The sequence below is a fragment of the Chryseobacterium jejuense genome, from assembly GCF_900100075.1.
Classification (GTDB): Bacteria; Bacteroidota; Bacteroidia; order Flavobacteriales; family Weeksellaceae; genus Chryseobacterium; species Chryseobacterium jejuense.
The window spans coordinates 730,885-750,275 of record NZ_FNEG01000002.1; the positions used below are offsets into that span (position 1 = coordinate 730,885).

Annotated in this window: 16 protein-coding genes; all 16 read right to left on the reverse strand. The window is 37.4% G+C overall.

Annotation, left to right across the window (positions count from 1 at the left end; all coding sequences use genetic code 11):
• Positions 1-43 precede the first annotated feature (43 nt).
• The gene (locus BLS98_RS08730; RefSeq protein WP_089735545.1) at positions 44-1,558 is read right to left on the reverse strand and encodes a GH3 auxin-responsive promoter family protein; all 1,515 of its coding nucleotides are present in this window, start codon (positions 1,556-1,558) and stop codon (positions 44-46) included.
• Positions 1,559-1,663: 105 nt separating this feature from the next.
• Entirely contained in the window at positions 1,664-2,074 is a 411-nt protein-coding gene (locus BLS98_RS08735) for a BrxA/BrxB family bacilliredoxin (protein WP_045492287.1), read from the reverse strand.
• Positions 2,075-2,523: 449 nt separating this feature from the next.
• The gene (locus tag BLS98_RS08740; RefSeq protein ID WP_089735546.1) at positions 2,524-2,970 is read right to left on the reverse strand and encodes a GatB/YqeY domain-containing protein; all 447 of its coding nucleotides are present in this window, start codon (positions 2,968-2,970) and stop codon (positions 2,524-2,526) included.
• Between the two features lie 95 nt (positions 2,971-3,065).
• The gene (gene ftsZ, locus BLS98_RS08745) at positions 3,066-4,967 is read right to left on the reverse strand and encodes a cell division protein FtsZ (RefSeq protein ID WP_089735549.1); all 1,902 of its coding nucleotides are present in this window, start codon (positions 4,965-4,967) and stop codon (positions 3,066-3,068) included.
• Between the two features lie 91 nt (positions 4,968-5,058).
• The gene (ftsA, locus tag BLS98_RS08750; RefSeq protein WP_089735751.1) at positions 5,059-6,444 is read right to left on the reverse strand and encodes a cell division protein FtsA; all 1,386 of its coding nucleotides are present in this window, start codon (positions 6,442-6,444) and stop codon (positions 5,059-5,061) included.
• Between the two features lie 85 nt (positions 6,445-6,529).
• Entirely contained in the window at positions 6,530-7,507 is a 978-nt protein-coding gene (locus BLS98_RS08755; RefSeq protein ID WP_089735551.1) for a cell division protein FtsQ/DivIB, read from the reverse strand.
• Between the two features lie 65 nt (positions 7,508-7,572).
• Positions 7,573-8,931 carry a UDP-N-acetylmuramate--L-alanine ligase gene (murC, locus tag BLS98_RS08760; RefSeq protein WP_089735552.1) on the reverse strand — a complete coding sequence of 453 codons (1,359 nt, stop codon included), beginning with the start codon at positions 8,929-8,931 and terminating at the stop codon, positions 7,573-7,575.
• A gap of 7 nt (positions 8,932-8,938) precedes the next feature.
• Positions 8,939-10,042: an undecaprenyldiphospho-muramoylpentapeptide beta-N-acetylglucosaminyltransferase gene (murG, locus tag BLS98_RS08765; RefSeq protein WP_089735554.1), complete on the reverse strand. Its 1,104-nt coding sequence runs from the start codon at positions 10,040-10,042 to the stop codon at positions 8,939-8,941.
• A 67-nt stretch (positions 10,043-10,109) separates the two neighbouring features.
• A complete protein-coding gene (locus BLS98_RS08770; protein WP_089735556.1) occupies positions 10,110-11,348 on the reverse strand; it encodes an FtsW/RodA/SpoVE family cell cycle protein in 1,239 nt (412 codons plus the stop codon).
• Between the two features lie 64 nt (positions 11,349-11,412).
• Positions 11,413-12,738 carry a UDP-N-acetylmuramoyl-L-alanine--D-glutamate ligase gene (gene murD / locus BLS98_RS08775; protein WP_089735558.1) on the reverse strand — a complete coding sequence of 442 codons (1,326 nt, stop codon included), beginning with the start codon at positions 12,736-12,738 and terminating at the stop codon, positions 11,413-11,415.
• Between the two features lie 64 nt (positions 12,739-12,802).
• Complete coding sequence (gene mraY, locus BLS98_RS08780) at positions 12,803-14,044, reverse strand: phospho-N-acetylmuramoyl-pentapeptide-transferase (RefSeq protein ID WP_089735560.1); 1,242 nt, start codon at positions 14,042-14,044, stop codon at positions 12,803-12,805.
• A gap of 19 nt (positions 14,045-14,063) precedes the next feature.
• Positions 14,064-15,524, reverse strand: a complete 1,461-nt coding sequence (locus BLS98_RS08785) for a UDP-N-acetylmuramoyl-L-alanyl-D-glutamate--2,6-diaminopimelate ligase (RefSeq protein WP_089735562.1) — start codon at positions 15,522-15,524, stop codon at positions 14,064-14,066.
• A gap of 59 nt (positions 15,525-15,583) precedes the next feature.
• The gene (locus tag BLS98_RS08790) at positions 15,584-17,575 is read right to left on the reverse strand and encodes a penicillin-binding transpeptidase domain-containing protein (RefSeq protein ID WP_089735564.1); all 1,992 of its coding nucleotides are present in this window, start codon (positions 17,573-17,575) and stop codon (positions 15,584-15,586) included.
• A complete protein-coding gene (locus tag BLS98_RS08795; protein WP_027372881.1) occupies positions 17,559-17,924 on the reverse strand; it encodes an FtsL-like putative cell division protein in 366 nt (121 codons plus the stop codon). Before BLS98_RS08795 ends, BLS98_RS08790 begins: the two co-directional genes overlap by 17 nt.
• Positions 17,925-17,990: 66 nt before the next feature.
• Positions 17,991-18,884: a 16S rRNA (cytosine(1402)-N(4))-methyltransferase RsmH gene (gene rsmH, locus BLS98_RS08800; RefSeq protein WP_089735566.1), complete on the reverse strand. Its 894-nt coding sequence runs from the start codon at positions 18,882-18,884 to the stop codon at positions 17,991-17,993.
• 46 nt (positions 18,885-18,930) lie between these two features.
• Complete coding sequence (gene mraZ / locus BLS98_RS08805) at positions 18,931-19,389, reverse strand: division/cell wall cluster transcriptional repressor MraZ (RefSeq protein WP_089735568.1); 459 nt, start codon at positions 19,387-19,389, stop codon at positions 18,931-18,933.
• Positions 19,390-19,391 lie beyond the last annotated feature (2 nt).

The window sequence follows — 19,391 nt, forward strand, 5'->3', positions numbered from 1 at the left end:
ACTGTAAGAACTTCCATCTTCCAGCCTCCATCTTCCCTTCCTGTTATTTATTAAGTTCCAGTAAAGGGTCAATATATTCTCTATCATTACTCAGCCTTGGTACTTTATTCTGGCCACCAAGTTTTCCTTTGGATTCCAGCCAGTAATAGAACAGATTGTTCTTGGCAATATGAACGATTGGCCTTCTAAGCGTTATATTATTGTACCTTTTCGCTTCGTAATCCGAATTGATTTTCTTTAAATGCTGGTCAAAAGCATCAACAAAACTATCCAGATTATCAGGGTATTGACTGAATTCAAAGATCCATTCATGGGCACCGCTTTCATTTTCTTTCATAAAGACTGGCGCACCTGTAAAATCTGTAATCTGAGCACCGGTGAGTTCACAGGCTTTAGATAGGGCAGATTCTACATTGGTGATCATTAATTCCTCTCCAAAAGCATTTATATAATGCTTCGTTCTTCCTGTTATTTTTATTCGGAAAGGGTTGGTAGACGTAAAGACTACCGTATCACCAATCAGGTACCTCCATAATCCGCCGTTGGTCGTGATAACCATAGCATAATTTTTCCCGATTTCCACATCTTCAAGGCTTACCACCTTTGGATTGGAGAAATGGAACTGATCCATTGGAATAAATTCGTAGAATATACCATAATCAAGCATCAGAAGCATTTCATCGCTGTTAGATCTGTCCTGTATTCCGAAGAAGCCTTCAGAAGCATTGTAAATTTCGTAGTAATTGATGTTTTTTCCGATGATCTTGCGGTATTGCTCCTTGTAGGGCTTAAAACTGATTCCACCGTGAAAAAACACCTCCAGATTAGGCCATAGCTCTGAAATATTATCAACATTGGTTTCGTTCAATACCTTTTGTAGAAGAACCATCATCCAGCTGGGTACTCCAAGGATGCTTCCCACATCTTCATTTTTTACTTCAGAGGTGATTGCTCTCAGTTTGCTTTCCCATTCGCCCATCAAAGAAACTTTCTTGCTGGGAGTGGTGGTAATTTCTACCCAAAACGGGAGGTTATCAATTAAAATAGCTGATAAATCGCCAAATTTTGTATTAAAATCTGCGTATAACTCAGAACTTCCGCCTAAACGTAAATTTTTATAATTGAAAAGCTGGTTTTCAGGATGGTTGTTGGCATAAATGGAAACCATGTCTTTTCCGGCCTTCATATGACAGTATTCAAGGCTTTCTGTAGAAATAGGGATGTATTTACTTTTAGCATTCGTTGTTCCGGAGGATTTGGCAAAATGCTTAATCAGTCCCGGCCAGCTTACATCTTTTTGTCCCTGCCTCGCTTTTTCAATATAAGGCTCCATTTCTTCATAGGTAACAATGGGAACTTTATTTTTAAAGTCCTGATAGCTTGAAATAGAGTTAAATCCATGCAGTTTACCATATTCAGTATCTTCCGCATGAAACAGTTGGGAAAACAATATACCCTTCTGAGTTTCAATGGGATGATCCATGAAATTCTGAATCTGGTCTATCCTTTGACGGATGAACCAGTTGACTACAGTATTAAAAAGTGCCTTGGTTGCCATTCCAACAAATATAATGATATTTGAATGTTTAGAGAATTTTTTGTGGAGTTAAATAAAAAAACCGTTACAAATTTTGTAACGGTTTAATATCTAGTTTATTGTTTCTTAGCAGTACTCATCATAAGCAGCCTGAAGGTTTGCAGCGATTGCTCCTGCAGGATTTCCTTCAATGTGGTGTCTTTCCAGCATGTGAACCAATTCTCCATCTTTGAAAAGTGCAACGCAAGGAGAACTTGGTGGGAATGGAGCAAGGTGTTTTCTTGCTTCTACTACAGCCTCAGTATCAAAACCTGCAAATACAGTTGTTAAATGATCTGGCTTCTTATCTCCAGTTAAAGAGTATACTACTCCTGGTCTTGCAGCTCCTGCAGCACATCCGCATACGGAGTTAATAACCAATAATGTAGTTCCAGACTGCTTCAAAGCACCTTCTACCTGAGCAGGAGTTGTTAAATCCTGGAAACCTTTATCTGTAAGTTCAGCCTTCATAGGCATTACTAAATCTGTTGGATACATATATTTTGTTTTTTATCGATACAAAGTTAAGGAATTCTTTACGTTTGTTCAATATATAATAACTATGAATGGTTTAGGTATATAAAATGAACTGAATATTAATAATATAACAATATTCAAAAAAATGTGAATTAAAATTAGGAATAATCAAATATAATTATTAAATTTGAAATGATTCTGAAAAACAAACGACCATGAAAAAAACATTTAAGGCTTTCCCTCAAGCAATCAATCATTTAATACTATCCGAAATATGATCGTATCTAAACTCTTTTTTTAAAGTTTTTTGAATCAACAGACTTTAATATCCAAAAAAATGAAGCCCGAGACTCAAAAAGTCCCGGGCTTCTTAATCAAATCGATATGCAAAGGTTGTATATCCTTAGTTATGGAACGAGAAACGCGTTACGAGAGCAGGAATAGATCCAAACTCCGGAACCCGGATCACATTATGAAAGGAGCTTTTTAACCATCTCGGAAATGCTTTTTCCGTCTGATTTTCCGGCTAATGCTTTTGAAGCAACTCCCATTACCTTTCCTAAATCTTTCATAGATTCAGCTCCGGTTTCTGAAATTATATTTTTAATTTCTGTTTCTAATTCTTCTGCAGAAAGCTGTTTTGGTAAAAACTTCTCAATAACTTTCATTTGAGCTTCTTCCACATCTGCAAGATCTTGTCTTCCCTGGGCAGAAAACTGCTCAAAAGAATCTTTACGCTGCTTAATCATTCTCTGAAGAATAGCAATTTCTTGTTCTGCAGAAACTTCAGCACCTCTGGCTTCTGTTTGTAAAAGAAGAATTTGAGATTTTACGGCACGAAGAGAGTCTAAAGCAACTCTGTCTTTCTCTCTCATCGCTGTTTTTATAGCTTCGCTTATAATATTTTCTAAACTCATTTTAATTAATTTACCAATGTAACAGTATACCAATGTACCAATTATAAAATGCACAGAATTGTTACATTATTAGATTGGTACATTGTTACATTATTTTAGTCTACGTCTTTATTTAAGAATCTGTTTTCTCTGATCTGCATAGAACCATTGTTGTCAGACATATACGTGTTGATATTTTGATCTGATGCATTGGTTCCGTCAATAGAGATGTTTTTTCTCTTGAAAGCAGGAATAGATTCGAATTCACTCGTGCTGTCAAAGCTTTGATAACGGGAGTTAAATTCTTTTAATTTATTTCTTCTTTCGATTATCCTGTCCTGATCGATCGTTTTATTCACGAAAGTGAATTCTGATTCTTCAGTTTTTGGAGTTTCAATTTCTGTTTTAGTTTCAAAAGCAGGTCTTGTTTCAGTTTTTGGCTCTTCTTTTTGATAGAAGGTTTCAATTTTCTGAGCGGGTTCTGCTACTGCACTTACCGGAGCATTAAACTCTGCTTTAGGCTGTCCGTAATCTGTTTTAGGCTCATTTCTGATAGGCTCATTAACAAAGAAGTTGAACTCAACCGGTTTCTCTTGTGAAGAATTGTTGTTGAAAACATTTCCAGACTGAGGATCCTCTTTTTTATTGTCGAAATCAAATGAGAAAGACTGAATTTCCAAATCGTTTGGATCTTCTTCCTCTCCTTCAATAGAAAGGCTGTATTCTTCCTGCTCATCTTCATTTCTCCACCCTTGTTCAGGAGTGTTGATCGTACTTTCTTCTTTATCAAAGAATTTTATTTCTGTTCTGATTTCCTCCTCCTCAATAATCATTTTTTTTTCGGTAGAGGTCACATTGAATGGGGTGTCATGGTCCTCATCATCCAATCTGAAAAGGCTTTTTCTGCCAAAATCATGAGTTACTTCAGGAGCAGACTCTCTTTCTTCTCTTGTTTTAAAAGGAGACGATTTTTGGGCGTCTAAATTATCATTAAGACTGATTCTTATCTTTTCTGTAGGACCAGAGAATTTTTTATTGTCATTAGAGAATCCTGTAGCAATAACAAGTACGCTTACTGCATCTCCAAGTTCTTCATCAGCACCTACTCCAAAAATGATATCAGCTGTATTTCCAGCTTCTTTCTGGATGTGGTCCATAATGATACCGATTTCGTCCATGGTAACTTCTTCCGCACCACTTCTGATCAACAATAGTACATTTTTAGCACCTGTAATTTTGTTATCATTCAATAATGGAGAATCTAACGCTTTTCTTACGGCCTCTTCAGCTTTATTTTCACCTGAAGCAGTACCTGTAGACATTAGAGCTGTACCAGAGTTCTGAAGCACAGATTTAGCATCTCTAAAGTCAATGTTTACATCAAAGTAACCCGTAATAACTTCTGCCATTCCTTTAGCGGCATTGGCTAATACTTCATCTGCTTTAGAGAATCCCTGCTTAAATCCAAGGTTTCCGAATTGCTGTCTCAGTTTATCGTTGTTGATTACAATTAATGAATCAACGTTATTTTTTAATTTCTCAAGCCCGTTTTCAGCCTGTTCCAATCTTCTTTTTCCTTCGAAACTGAAAGGTACGGTAACAATACCTACGGTTAAGATTCCCATGTCTTTTGCCACTTTAGCAATAACAGGAGCGGCTCCGGTACCTGTACCACCACCCATTCCGGCAGTGATGAACACCATTTTCGTGTTCTGGCCCATAGCAGCCTTGATATCTTCAATACTTTCAATGGCTGATTTTTCTCCTACTTCAGGATCAGCACCGGCTCCAAGACCTTCTGTAATAGAAGTTCCCAATTGAACCTTATTGGCAACGGGGTTATTATCCAGGGTCTGGGCGTCTGTATTGCAGACCACGAAATCAACTCCGTGGATCCCTTTTTCGTACATGTGCTTTAGCGCGTTGTTTCCTCCGCCTCCTACACCGATTACTTTTATGATGGATGAATTTCCTTTTGGTAGGTCAAATGAAAATCCTTGTGTACCTATATTTTCCATAACTATATTTTTAATAATTATAATTGATAATTGATTGATGATAATTGATAAGGAAAAAATCGTTTATCGCTTATCATTCATCATTTATAATTTATTCTACTTCTTCAAAGAATTTTTTTACTTTTTCCATAAGCGACTGCCCGAAAGTCAGTTTAGCTTTTCTGTTTTCCTGTCTTTCATCAGCAATTTGCTGTTCCTGAACAGGAGTTGCAGTTTGCTGAATAGGTTGAACAGTTTCTGCCTGTACAGGAGCTGCTTCAGGCTTAGTTTGCTCTTTTACAGCTTCTTCTATATCGTCAACAGTCTGTTTTTTATCTCTGATCTTCAAACTCTCCATCAATAACCCAATAGAGGTAGCAAATTCAGGGCCTTTCAGATATTGGTTTTTATCGTTGGCGATATATTCATTTGCAAAACCGATTCTGCTGTCAAAACCTGTGGTATAATTGGCCAGCTGTCTAAGGTGTTTAAGGTTTGACCCACCACCTGTAAGAACGATTCCTGCAATCAGCTTTTTCTTCTGTTCAAAGGCTCCGTAGGCTTTAAGCTCGGTATTAACCATTTCCAGAACTTCTTCTACTCTTGCATTGATGATTTGAGCAAGGGTTTTTAAAGAGATTTCCTTATCTGGTCGCCCATGAAGTCCCGGAATTGTTACAAAAGTACTGTCTTTTTCTAATTCTGGAACAGCCGAACCGAATTTTACTTTCAATTGTTCAGCATGTTTTTCAATAATGGAGCATCCTTCTTTGATATCTTCCGTAATAATTCCACCTCCGTAAGGGATCACGCAGGTATGACGGATGATATTGTCTTTAAAGATTGCAATATCTGTAGTACCACCTCCAATATCAACAATAGCTACCCCTGCTTCTTTCTCTTCTTTGGTAAGAACAGCTTCTGAAGAGGCTAATGGTTCTAATGTAAGGGCTTCCATTTCTAATCCGGCTTCACGAACGCATCTTGCAATATTTCTGATGCTTCCCATTTGCCCAACTACAACGTGGAAATTGGCTTCTAAACGTTTTCCGTGCATTCCGACAGGTTCTTGAATTTCCCCTTCGGAATCCACTTTATATTCTTGTGGAAGTACATGGATAATTTCTTCTCCAGGAAGCATAACCAACTTCTTGACCTGGTCTTTTAATGCTTCAATATCATCATCTGTGATGAACTTATCCGGATGTTCACGCATAATATAATCGGAGTGCTGCAGAGAACGTATGTGTTTTCCTGCAATACCTACCGTAACTTTGCGGATAGGAACTCCGGCACTGGATTGTGCCTCGGATACTGCAGCCTTGATTGAATTAATAGTTTGTGAAATATTATTCACAATACCTTTATGAACACCAAGACTTTTAGCTTTTCCTACACCGAGAACTTCTATTTTCCCGTGTGCATTCCTTCTTCCGACAATCGCGACTATCTTTGTTGTCCCGATGTCCAGACCTACTGAATACTCTTGATTTTCCATTTTTATATCGATTTGATTTTTTTCTACTTTTTCCATGCAGGAATAGGTCCTGCTTTGTGTTAAATTGCCCTTTCGGGACTGTTTTTTATTCTATTTTCACCTTTGGTTTCGGCTTTGGCTTGGACTGTGCCGGGGCCGTTGTTTTTTTCTCTGTTTTCTTTACTTCCTTTGCCTGTGTTTTAGGTTTCGTACTCACTTTCGGTTTTGCCGGAGTTGAGCTTGTTTTTTTCACTTCTGCAATTTTTGGTTTTGCATCGGCCTTTTTAGCAGCAGCTGTAAGTGCTGGAGCTTTTGCCATTTCTAATTTACCAGCCTTCAGGATACTGTCGTTTTCCTTGAAGTGTGGATTAAGAGTGGTTACAATCTGGTTCTGGTATTTTACAGAAACCATACTGTATTTTTGAGGATCCTGATAAACCAGGTATTTTTCTACAAAGGTTTTAAATCCTCTTACTTTAAAGTCAATATTCTCCAGATCTCCAAGTTCTACTCTGTAGTTTCCTTCGCTGGTCAGGAGATTATAGCTGTCTTTATTTTTTGAAATTCCAATGAAGAATTTCTTACTGAAGTCATCTTTATCAATTTTTCCAACCAGTTCTGCCAGTTTTTCATATTCATCCGGCTGTACATTTCCTGTGACGAGCATACATGGATGAGAATAGGTTCTTGAAATAGGAAATTCAACTCCTTTTTCATCCACATAAAAGTCTTTTCCTTCTTTATTAAGCCTGAATACCGGAACTCTCTGTTTGATATCAAGGTTCAATTTTCCATTTAAGTTCAGATAGACATTGGCACTGTCTACCGCTGGAAGAGAGTTAATCTTTTTTTCTAATGCCGGAATGTTCAGATCTCCTACTTTTCCTGATGGATTCTCCTTTTTTACAATCTCTCTGATGTCTTTTTCATCAACAAAGTAAACGGGAGTTTTTTCATTCATTTTTACAGAAATCTTATTATCTGTAATCTTTTGGCCGCCGAATCTCTTTAAGGAGAAACTCAGCAACAATCCAAGGATGATTACCGTGATAACAATTTTTAATATTCTGTATTTATTTTTCATATTTTTCTTTAAACACTTTTACGAATAAATCTTGTGTTCTTGTTTCGCATATACTGCGTTTATATTTAAATTTTTGCAATCCAATCACAAATCGGGTCATATAGGGTGTCTATATTTCCGGCACCTACTGTGAGAAGGATATCAAAATCCTTTTGTTTTATTTTTTCAAAAGCATTGGATAAAGTGGATACTTCTTTTTTATCTAATGTTACCTTTTCCAACAGCCAGCTTGACGTAACTCCTTCAAAGTTCTCCTGAAGCTCTCTTGCCGGGTAAATATCTAAAAGAATCAACTCGTCTGCATTGCTCAGGCTTTCAGCAAATCCATCTGCAAAATCTCTTGTTCTGCTGAACAGGTGAGGCTGGAAGACCACCAATAATTTTTTATCAGGATAAAATGTCTTAATAGAACCCATTACCGCATTAATTTCTGTTGGGTGGTGAGCGTAATCATCTATATAAATTTTACCGTTTTCGTAAAAATGCTTGGTATATCTTCTTTTAATTCCTTTAAAATTGGCAATTGCCTTTTTCAGCGTATCAAAATCTGCGCCCAAATTGTGTAAAATTGCCAATGCTACGGTAGCATTTTCCACATTATGGATTCCTGGGATTTCCCAAACAAAATCTTTTATTGTTTCGGTTGGAGTATGGAAATCAAAATAGATTTTATCATGATCCATTCTCAGGTTATCAGAATAGTAATCAGCTTTTTCATTTACAGCGTAGGTTTGATGCCCTCTTCCTATTTCAATACCTTTTCTTACGAATAGCTGTTTGTCTTCAGGAACTAAGGCTGCAAATTGTCTGAAACCTTCTTCAATATGGCTTTTATCACCATAAATATCCAAGTGGTCTGCATCAGTTGAAGTAACTACTGCCCAGTCCGGAGAAAGGTTCAGGAAGCTTCTGTCATATTCATCTGCTTCCACTACTGAATACTTAGAACCATTATATAAGAAGTTTGATTTAAAATTCTCAGAAATACCTCCTAGAAAGCATGAAAATGGTAGGTTTGCTTCTTTACATAAGTGAGAAACCAGGGTAGACGTTGTTGTTTTACCGTGAGTTCCTGCTACAGCGATACAATCTGTATTTTCTGTGATTAATCCTAAAACCTTTGCTCGTTTCAGCACTTCAAACTGATTTTGGTTGAAGTAATCTAAAATCCCAAGTGTTTTAATGGCTGGTGTATAGATTACTAATGTATTTTCTTTTTGAAGAGAGGTAACCTTTTCATCAATGAGATCTTCGAAAACAATATCTATTCCTTCTTTCATCAGATTCTGAGTAAGCTTGGTGTTGGTTTTATCGTAACCCAATACTTTTTTTCCGGACGCATGGAAATAGCGCGCTAATGCACTCATTCCGATACCTCCGATTCCAACGAAGTAAAAGTTTTGATATGTTTCTAAATTCTTCATTTTTCCTTTATCTATTAATCACTTTAAATATCTCATCTACAATCTCTTTTGTAGCATCTGGCTTTGCAAAATACTCGAGATTGGTGGACATTTCTTTTCTTACATTTTCATTTTCGCAGATTTCTGATAATGTATTCCAGAATTTTTCCTGCATTTCAGAGTCTTTTACCATTCTGGCTGCATTTTTTTCAACCAGATTCATGGCATTTTTAGTTTGATGGTCTTCCGCTGCAAAAGGGAATGGGACCAATAATACCGGTTTCTGTGCTACGGCCAACTCTGAAATGGCAATGGCTCCGGCTCTTGAAACGATGATATCTGCTGCAGAATAGGCCAACTCCATGTCTTTGATAAACTCACGGATCTGAATATTTCTGGTGTCAATATTTTTCGTTTCCTCAATAATATCTTTATAATCAAGCTTTCCTGTCTGCCAGATCAGCTGATAATCTTTGTCTGTAATTTGTTTTAAATGAGATTTCCAAGCATTGTTTAATGTTCTGGAGCCTAAAGATCCACCTACCGATAAAATGGTAAGTTTGTCTTTATTTAATCCCATTTTTTGTTTTGCCTGAGTGGTTTCCTGCATCCCTGAAATAATAACAGAACGGATTGGATTTCCCAGAAACTTTATCTTTTCTACCGGAAAACCGGCTACTTTTGGATAGGCTGTAAAGATGGCTTTGGCTGCTTTACTTAAAATCTTATTGGTAACTCCTGCATGAGCATTCTGTTCCTGAATAAAGACAGGTACTCCTAATTTGGTAGCTTCATATAAAGCGGGGCCACTTGCAAATCCTCCTGTTCCTATAGCAACGTCTGGTTTAAAGTCTTTGATGATCTCTTTGGATCTGGATAAGCTTTTCAGAATTTTAAAAGGAAGTCCTAAGTTGGATAATAGGTTTCCTCTGTCGATTCCGGCGATATCAATTCCTTCAATTTTATAACCGGCTTGTGGAACTTTTTCCATTTCCATTTTTCCGTTGGCTCCAATGAACAAAAATTCTGCATCAGGAAATCTTTTTTTGATTTCGTCTGCGATGGCAATGGCAGGGAAGATGTGTCCTCCTGTTCCTCCGCCTGATAGTAGTATTTTTAGTTTTTTGTTCATTGTCTGATATAATATAATAGGACTGCGTCCGATTTTTTGTTAAATCGTCCCTTTGGGACTTTTTGGTTTATGCGATATCGTTTATTTCTGCTATGCTTTGTTTTTTGCCCATTCCTTCTTCATCGTAAATCTGAATTCTGGAGCTTATATTTAAGATAATTCCTAACTGTAAATAGGTTACCAACATGGAGGTTCCTCCGTAGCTTATCAATGGTAGTGGCTGCCCTGTTACCGGGATCAGATTGACTGCTACGGCAATATTTACCGATAGCTGTATAAAAATCATTACCCCGAGACTGAGTACCAGCAATGATCCGAAGAAGGCTGGCATTTTACTGGCAATCATTACAATCCTTATCATCATAATCAGATAGAGACTGATTAAAAATGCGGCTCCGATTACTCCGTATTCTTCTACGATTACGGCGAAGATAAAGTCGGAGGCAGATTGTGGAAGCATTTGTTTTAATGCGCTTTTTCCAGGGCCCATTCCGGTAATACCACCGTGTACGATGGCTGCTTTTGCCTGCATTACCTGATAGTTCTTGGCTTTTACGCTTTCATCATCGGTATCTGCTGATTTTGCTTTACTTGATGTAAATGTTTCAATACGGCTCATCCATGTGTGAACACGGTTTCCACCAATCATATTGGTATTCAATGCAATCAACAGGAAGAGTACAATAGCTACAAATGAGGCTGAAATAAAGCCAGCAATGTATTTCCAGTGAAGCTGCCCAACAATCAAAACAATTACTGAAACCATCAGAATCATTAATGCTGTTGAACCGTTGTCTTTTGCCACCAGTACAAAAACAAGAAGAATTGGGCCGAAAATATACATGATATTCTCTATTGGAAGCCTTTCTCTTGTGATCTTTTTGGTTAAATATCTGCATAAATAGATAATCAACATCAGGAAGGCGAATGATGACGGCTGGAATGAGATGGGTGTTCCCGGAATTTTCAGCCATCGGGAAGCACTGGCCCCATCAATGGTTTGTCCGGTAAACATGGTAACAATCAATAAAACGATCATCAGACCGAGCAGGATACTGCTGAGCTTTCCGATGTATTCATATTTTATTGTTCCTACAAGCCGCATAATTGCTAACCCCAGAAGTACAAAGAACATGTGTTTGATAACGTGACCTGTTGTAGTTCCGTTATTCACAATGTATTCCAGGTTTGAACTTGCAGAGTAAACAGGGAAAATAGAGAAAATGGAGATCACAAGAATGACCATCCAAAGTACTTTATCGCCCTTTAGAAATTCAAATCTGGTTTCTGTATTCTGCTCGTCCATATAGTTTGTATTGATGTTTTTGTATAAAGTGTTACCCACTTTGTACAGCTGACATTTTACATTTTTACTTTAATACCTGCTCTTTAAACTGACGTCCTCTGTCTTCATAGCTTTTGAATAAATCAAAGCTTGCGCAACATGGAGAAAGTAGAACGGTGTCTCCTTTTTTAGCCAATGATTTTGATATTTTCACGGCTTCTTCCATGCTTGAAGTATCATAAATGAACTCCTTTTTATCCTTGAAGAAATCTATAATCTTCTTATTGTCAACTCCAAGACAAACAATTGCCTTTACTTTTCTTTTAACTAAATCCTCTATTTCGGTATAGTCATTTCCTTTATCTAATCCACCAACGATCCAAACGGTTGGGGTTTTCATACTTTCCAAAGCATAATAAGTGGCATTCACATTGGTTGCTTTACTGTCGTTGATGTATTTTACTCCATCTGTTTCAGTTACGAATTCCAGTCTGTGTTCTACCGCCTGGAATGTCATTAATGAATGTCTTATGCTTTCATTATTGATCTTCAATATCTTACCTGCAATAGAGGCCGCTAAGCTATTGGCAACATTGTGATTCCCAAGTAGGGATAATTCTTCAACTTTCATGGAGAATTCATCCTTCATTTTAACTACAATCTGATCATCGTTTACAAAACCTCCTTCAGGAAGCTGTTCCTTTGTGGAGAAAGGAATCATCTTCGCTTTTATTTCTAATTTTTCAAGAAGGCTTTTACTCATTTCATCATCTTTGTTGTAGATGAAGAAATTATCATTTTCCTGATTTTCAGTGATTCTGAATTTTGCCAATGCATATTCTTCATAGTTGTAGTTGTACTGATCCAGGTGATCCTGAGACAGGTTCAACAATAAAGAAATATAAGGTCTGAAATTCTGAATATCATCTAACTGGAAAGAACTTACTTCCAATACATAATATTCATGGTTTTCATCTGCAACTTGTTTTGCAAAGCTGTATCCTATGTTTCCTCCCAATCCTACGTTTAATCCATCATTTTTCAGGATATAATAGATCAGGGAAGTGGTGGTTGTTTTTCCGTTACTTCCTGTAATGGCAATGATCTTAGCATCTGTAAACTCAGAAGCGAATTCAATTTCAGAGGAAAGTCTTATTCCTTTTTCATGAATTTTGTGGATGATCTCTGCCTTTTTCGGAATTCCTGGGCTTTTTACGATCCAATCGGCATTTAAAATCCTTTCTTCATCGTGATTTCCTTCTTCAAATTCAATTCCATTTTCGGTAAGAAACTGCTTATAGTTATCTTTAATGGCCCCTTTATCTGAAAGAAATACTTCCAGACCTTTCTTTTTGGCCAAATAAGCAGCTCCACATCCGCTTTCTCCTCCTCCTAAAACAACTATTTTCATATTATTTTGATTTAATGATTGAAAGATCTTCAGTGTTTTAATCTTTCAATTTTTAAATTAAGTTTTATCTCATTTTTAAGGTGATCAGACAAACAATTGCCAGTATTACTCCTATGATAACCATTCTGTTTACGATTTTACTTTCGTGAAATCCTTCTTTCTGATAATGGTGGTGTAATGGTGACATTTTGAATAGTCTATTGTTTTGAGCATATTCCAGCCCATATTTTTTCTTTCTGTATTTGAAAACAATTACCTGAAGCATAACGGAAAGGTTTTCAATCAGGAAGATTCCGCATAAAACAGGAATCAACAATTCTTTTCTTAAAATAATGGCTAAAACAGCAATGACTCCTCCCAGCATCAAACTTCCTGTATCTCCCATGAAAACCTGAGCAGGATAGGTATTATACCAGAAGAACCCGATTACGGCTCCTACCATTGCGACGGCAAAAATGGTGGTTTCACCCATATTGGGTAGGAACATGATGTTCAGATAGTCAGCGAAGATGATGTTCCCTGAAAGATAGGCGAAAAGGGCAAGAGTAAGCAGTATTATGGCGCTGGTTCCTGCGGCGAGCCCATCAATTCCATCGGTGATATTGGCTCCATTGGAAACAGCTGTTACAATGAAGATCACGATAGGGATAAAGACAATCCATGCCCACTCATGGGCATCTTTTTCATTCATCCAAAACAGGATTCCGCTATAATCGAACTCATTGTTCTTTGCGAATGGTACTGTAGAAACTGTGATTTTCTCTGTAGGCATGAAGTTTTGCTCTACGTTGTTTCTGTTCACTACTTTTGCATCTGCATATTTTCGTTTAACGGTAATATCCGGATGGAAATACATGGTGATTCCGACAATTAACCCTAAGCCAACTTGTCCCACAATTTTGAATTTACCGCTTAGCCCGTCTTTATTTTTCTTGATTTTCTTTAAATAATCATCCAGGAACCCAATAGCTCCCATCCAGAACATTGAAACCAGCAGTAAGACAATATATACGTTTGTAATTCTTGTAAACAGCAATACGGGAATAATGGTAGCCAAAATAATGATAAGCCCTCCCATAGTAGGAGTTCCTTCTTTTTGTTTTTGACCATCCAATCCTAGGTCACGGACTAATTCGCCCATTTGTTTTGTTCTCAGGTAGTTGATGACTCTTTTTCCGTAGACAAGAGCAATAATTAAAGAGAACAATACTGCCATTCCTGCACGGAAGGAGATGTATTTCAACATTCCTAATCCTGGAACGTGAATTCCATGGTCGGTTAGATATTCGTATAGATAGTATAGCATAGTTTCAATTTGTTAATAATTATTTGCTCATTAATTTCCAAAGCTCATTAATTACTTCTTTGTCATCAAAATGATGTTTTACACCATTTATCTCCTGATAGTTTTCGTGGCCTTTTCCGGCTACGAGAATAATATCTTTAGGTTCTGCAAACTTTATGGCCATCTTTATGGCTTCTTTTCTGTCTGGAATTGAAGTGTATTTGCTGAAGTTCTGAGGTTCAACGCCTGCTTCAATTTCCTTAATAATCTGTCCCGGATCTTCTGTTCTCGGGTTATCTGAAGTGATGATTGCCAGGGTTGATTTTTTCGTGGCAATATTTCCCATTTCAGGTCTTTTGGAGTGGTCTCTGTCTCCTCCGCAACCGAAAACGGTGATTAATCTTTCGTTTTTGGTTCTGATATCGTTGATGCTGTCCAGAATGTTTTCTAAAGCATCCGGAGTGTGTGCATAATCTACAATAAAGAAGATTCCACCATCTGATTTCATAGTTTCAAATCTTCCGGAAACTCTTTTTAACTGGCTAATAGCCTGAAGAATTTCTGCTTGCTCAAATCCAAGTTCTTCTGCAATTCCGAAAACCAATAATAGGTTGTACACATTGAACTTTCCTGTTAATGTAGTCCAGAATTCTTTTCCATTGAAGTTCAGCAGCATTCCGTTGAAATCCACTTCCAATAATTTTCCGTGGTAGTCTGCCATTGTTTTCAAAGCATAAGACTTTTTTGTAGCCTTTGTATTCTGAAGCATGACATTCCCATTTTTGTCATCCACATTGGTGATGGCAATGGCTGTATCTTCTAATTCATCAAAGAATCTCTTTTTTGTTTTTAAATATTCTTCGAATGTTTTGTGATAATCTAAATGATCGTGAGTAAGGTTGGTAAATCCTGCTACTTTGAAGTGTAATCCTTCAATTCTGTTTTGTGCAATTCCGTGAGAGCTTACTTCCATGAAAGCAAATTCACATCCTTTCTCAACAGCTTCAGCTAAGATTCTGTTGATGGTAATTACATCCGGAGTGGTATGAGTAGCTGGGATAATTTCTTCCCCAATTCTGATTTCAACGGTTGATAATAAAGCAGAATCATATCCTAAATTCTTGAAAACATCAAAAAGCAGGGTAGAAACTGAGGTTTTTCCGTTAGTTCCGGTAACGCCGATCAGTTTAAGTCTCTTAGATGGATTCCCGTAGAAGTTAGAAGCAAGGTGACCTAAAGTTTTGGCAGAGTCTTTCACTTTGATATAAGTTACGTTTTCTGCAAGCGTTTCAGGGAATTCTTCACAAACAATTGTTGTTGCTCCTTTCTCAATAGAAGATGAAATGAATGAGTGTCCATCCACCACTGTTCCTCTTATAGCAATGTAAAGAGAGTTTTCTGTAACCTTTCTGCTGTCGAACACCAATTCGGATACCTCACGGTTGTTATCTCCGTGGATTTCGATTACTGGGATTCTGTTTACTAATTCTGTTATTATCATTTTATATCAATAGGATTTTATCCTATTTCGGCTTAAATTGTCCCTTTGGGACTCTGTTTTTAATTCTGTAGAGATAAATATATTCTCTGGTTCTTACTGATTGTTGTGCCTTCTAATGGGAATTGTTCTTTGATTCGTCCAACTCCTTTAAAATCGACACGGTATCCTAAGTTTTCCAATTGTGGGATGACGTTTTTACCAATCAATCCTACTACATTAGGCATTTGCTTATCATTGACTGCTACTTTTACATTAGGTTCAACCATTTTGCTCAGGTTTACCTTTTTGTCTACGAGCATTTCTTTTTCAATGTTTTGTGGTGTTTTCAGGAAGGTTTTTCCTGCAATTTCTTTAAACACCGGAGCTGCTACAGGACCTCCATAGAATCCAATTGCTGTATTGGGCTCGCTTACCATCACGTAACATGTATATTTGGGGGCATCAGCCGGATAGAATCCTGCGAATGATGCACGATATTTCATTGGGCCAGGAAGCCAATATTCAAATCTTGCGGTTCCTGTTTTTCCTGCCATTTTAAGGTTAGGGGTGAAAATGCTTCGTCCGGTTCCTTTTTCTACGGCTTTGGTTAATGCGCTGGTCATCATTTTAATAGCCTTCTCGGATGCCATTTTGTTTACCATTACTTCAGGTTTTGCACTGTACATTACCTTTCCGTCTTTCATGATCTTATCAATGAATAATGGTTTAAGCATTTTACCTCCGTTGGCTACTCCGTTGTAGAAGGTTGCCAGCTGAAGCAGGTTGACATTAGATGAATACCCGAATGAAATAGAAGCGAGTGTCGCAGCATTCCATCTTTTATTTTCTGGGGTTAAGATCTTCGGTTTTGTGATTCCTGGAAGCTCAATATCCATTTTGTCAAATAATTTCCAACGTTTCAAATGGTCCAGGAAGATCTGTGGTTTCTCAGCATAAAATTTTGTAATGAGTTTTGCTGTTCCTACGTTACTGGATTTGGCTAAAACATCACTGATATCGTAAGTTCCACCACCGTGGCCATCAGAAATTCTTTGTTTTGCATAGGTCCAAACTCCGTTTCCTACGTTTACCGTTGAGTTTTCATCGATGAATCCGTCGTCCATTGCTGCTAAAAGAGAAATGGTTTTGAAGGTGGATCCTGGTTCGATATTATCTTTTAACGCGTAGTTGTAAGAGTCTTCGTATTCTCCTGATTCAGTTCTTCTTAAGTTAACCAAAGCACGTACTTTTCCGGTTTCTACTTCCATTACTACTACAGTTCCGTGCTTAGCTTCGTAATGAATAAGCTGTTTCTGTAAAGCAGAGTGTGCTATATCCTGAATTCTAAGGTCTAAGGTTGTATATACATCTTCTCCATCAATGGGTTCCTGAACTTTCCAGAAGTCAATAGGCTTCCATTGAGAAGAATTGATTCTTTGTTCTAGTCTTTTTCCGTCGGTACCTGTTAAATACTTTGAGAAAGCGCCCTCTAATCCTGATTTAAGATCTCCGTTATCCATACCAATGGTTCCGGCACCAATTTCTGAGGTTGCAAGTTCTCTTTTGTAGTTTCTGTCTACAATGAAGCCGCCTTTATTTTTACCTCTTTTGAAGATCGGGAACTGTCTGATTCTGTCGTATTGGTCAAAATCAAGCCCTTTTACCAGGGTATAATATTGGTTTTTCTTTTTCTTCTGCTCGTCGAATTTTTGTCTGAACTCTCCTCTGGATTTTCCGAACATTTTGCTCAGAGAATCCGTTAATGCTCCGATGTGATTGCTGTAGATCGTATCTTTCATTGTTTTGAAGTCAAGATAGATGTCGTAGCGCATCACGGTTGTGGCCAAAATAGATCCATCGGAAGCAAATAAATTACCACGGGCAGCTTTTAGAGTGGCTTCACGATAATTTTTATTAATGTAATCATCCTTAATTTCCTGAACATTGGTATTCTGAAGGATTACAATCCTTGCCAAGAACATTACAAACACGCACAAAGCTACCACTGCAAAGAGGTAGCCCCATCGTAACGTTTTTTTACGTTTGTTGTCGTATTCATTTTGCTTTTGCATCTGTACTGTCCAGTTTTATTAGCAATTTATGAGGGTGGTTTTCGAGGGTCATCAAAGAGTCCCGCGCAACCTCTTTCCCCAGCTCTGATTCCATTTTTACCTTGATCAGCTTACTCTGGGCGTAAGCGTTTCTCGATTTGTATTCTTCTGTTTCTTCCTTTAAGGCGTTTACAATTTTAATTTTCTTATTGACGAGATGATTACTGTAAATCATGGCCATCATCAAGATAAACAACAGGAGAAAATACTTGTAATGTATTTTGATCTCATCACGATTCAGAAAGTTCCCTTTTATAATATCTATAAAAGTGAGTCTTTTCTGGGGGCGATTTGTTGTTCTTTTTGCCAACGCTTTATTTATAATTGATTAATGATAAAAGATAGCTGATATCGTTTATCACTTATGATTTATCATTTATATCTTAATTCCTGTTCTCATTTTTGCGCTTCTCGCTCTTGAGTTTTCTTCAATCTCCTGATCGTCCGGGATGATTGCTTTGCTCTTCACCAACTCGAATGCTTTCTGATAATTTCCGTAGATATCTCTTTCCGGTTCTCCTTCAAACATTCCGTTTTTCAGGAATCTTTTTACCAAACGGTCTTCTAAAGAGTGGTAAGAGATTACTACTAATCTTCCTTCAGGTTTTAAAACATTGTAAGCCTGAACCAGCATTTCTTTTAATACTTCAAGTTCCTGGTTTACTTCTATTCTTACTGCCTGAAAAAGTTGTGCATAGAATTTATTCACTTTATGAGGAGGAAGGTAGCTGAAAAGCTTTTTCAAATCCTCAGTGGTTTCTATGCTTTTTATTTTTCTGTGATGAACAATATCCCTAGCCAGTTTTCTTGCTTCTCTTAGTTCACCATAGTGATAAAAAATGTCAGCAAGTTCTTCTTCTCCATATTCATTAATGACTCTTTTGGCATCAAGATTCTGCATTACATTCATTCTCATGTCCAAAGGAGCATTGCTTCTTGTAGAGAAACCTCTGTCTGCTTCATCAAATTGGTGGGATGAAACTCCTAAGTCTGCCAAAACACCATCAATCTGTGATATTCCATACATCAGTAAAGAATTTTCGAGAAATCTGAAATTCTGATTTACCAATGTAAATCTGGGATCATCAATTGTATTTTTAAGCGCATCCAGATCCTGATCGAAGCTGAACAGTTTTCCTTTGTCAGAAAGTCTGCTCAAAATCTCTCTTGAGTGGCCGCCACCTCCAAAGGTGCAGTCCACATAGATTCCGTCAGGATTCGTCACCAAATCATCTACACTCTGCTTCAACAAAACGGGGTTATGATACATGCTTAATTGTGTTTTTTATTAAATAAAATTTTAATAACTTTTACAGCTATTCTTCTTCAAAAGAGCCCATTACATCCTCGGCAAGGCTGGCAAAATCAGTTTCATTGGTTGAAATTACCTGTTCATAGGCTTCTTTGTCCCAAATTTCGAAAAGTTCTCCTGCACTGGTGATTACTACATCTTTCTGAAGATTTGAAAAAGTCATCAGGTCTTTAGAAATTTGTAATCTCCCTGCATTGTCCAGTTCAACTGTTTTTACTCCTGCCGTAAACATTCGTATGAAATCAGCATTCTTTTTTATGAATCTGTTCAGTTTATTAATTTTGCCCATCAGTTTATCCCATGCATTCATTGGATAGACCTCCAGACAAGGTTGGAACACAGATCTTTTGACTACAAACGCCTTATCCTCGAAGTTTTCCATCTGTTTGATTAAAGATGAAGGAACTTTTAAGCGGCCTTTGTCGTCAATTTTACACTCATATGTCCCAATGAAATTTTTCATTT

Bases quoted from the DNA above. Each gene is read 5' to 3' on its own strand.
- BLS98_RS08755 (WP_089735551.1), bottom strand. From the start codon at position 7,507: ATGAAAAATAAATACAGAATATTAAAAATTGTTATCACGGTAATCATC.
- murC (WP_089735552.1), bottom strand. From the start codon at position 8,931: ATGAAGAATTTAGAAACATATCAAAACTTTTACTTCGTTGGAATCGGA.
- BLS98_RS08735 (WP_045492287.1), bottom strand. From the start codon at position 2,074: ATGTATCCAACAGATTTAGTAATGCCTATGAAGGCTGAACTTACAGAT.
- mraY (WP_089735560.1), bottom strand. From the start codon at position 14,044: ATGCTATACTATCTATACGAATATCTAACCGACCATGGAATTCACGTT.
- ftsA (WP_089735751.1), bottom strand. From the start codon at position 6,444: ATGGAAAATCAAGAGTATTCAGTAGGTCTGGACATCGGGACAACAAAG.
- murG (WP_089735554.1), bottom strand. From the start codon at position 10,042: ATGAACAAAAAACTAAAAATACTACTATCAGGCGGAGGAACAGGAGGA.
- mraZ (WP_089735568.1), bottom strand. From the start codon at position 19,389: ATGAAAAATTTCATTGGGACATATGAGTGTAAAATTGACGACAAAGGC.
- murD (WP_089735558.1), bottom strand. From the start codon at position 12,738: ATGAAAATAGTTGTTTTAGGAGGAGGAGAAAGCGGATGTGGAGCTGCT.
- BLS98_RS08785 (WP_089735562.1), bottom strand. From the start codon at position 15,524: ATGATAATAACAGAATTAGTAAACAGAATCCCAGTAATCGAAATCCAC.
- BLS98_RS08740 (WP_089735546.1), bottom strand. From the start codon at position 2,970: ATGAGTTTAGAAAATATTATAAGCGAAGCTATAAAAACAGCGATGAGA.
- BLS98_RS08790 (WP_089735564.1), bottom strand. From the start codon at position 17,575: ATGCAAAAGCAAAATGAATACGACAACAAACGTAAAAAAACGTTACGA.
- BLS98_RS08730 (WP_089735545.1), bottom strand. From the start codon at position 1,558: ATGGCAACCAAGGCACTTTTTAATACTGTAGTCAACTGGTTCATCCGT.
- ftsZ (WP_089735549.1), bottom strand. From the start codon at position 4,967: ATGGAAAATATAGGTACACAAGGATTTTCATTTGACCTACCAAAAGGA.
- BLS98_RS08770 (WP_089735556.1), bottom strand. From the start codon at position 11,348: ATGGACGAGCAGAATACAGAAACCAGATTTGAATTTCTAAAGGGCGAT.
- rsmH (WP_089735566.1), bottom strand. From the start codon at position 18,884: ATGTATCATAACCCCGTTTTGTTGAAGCAGAGTGTAGATGATTTGGTG.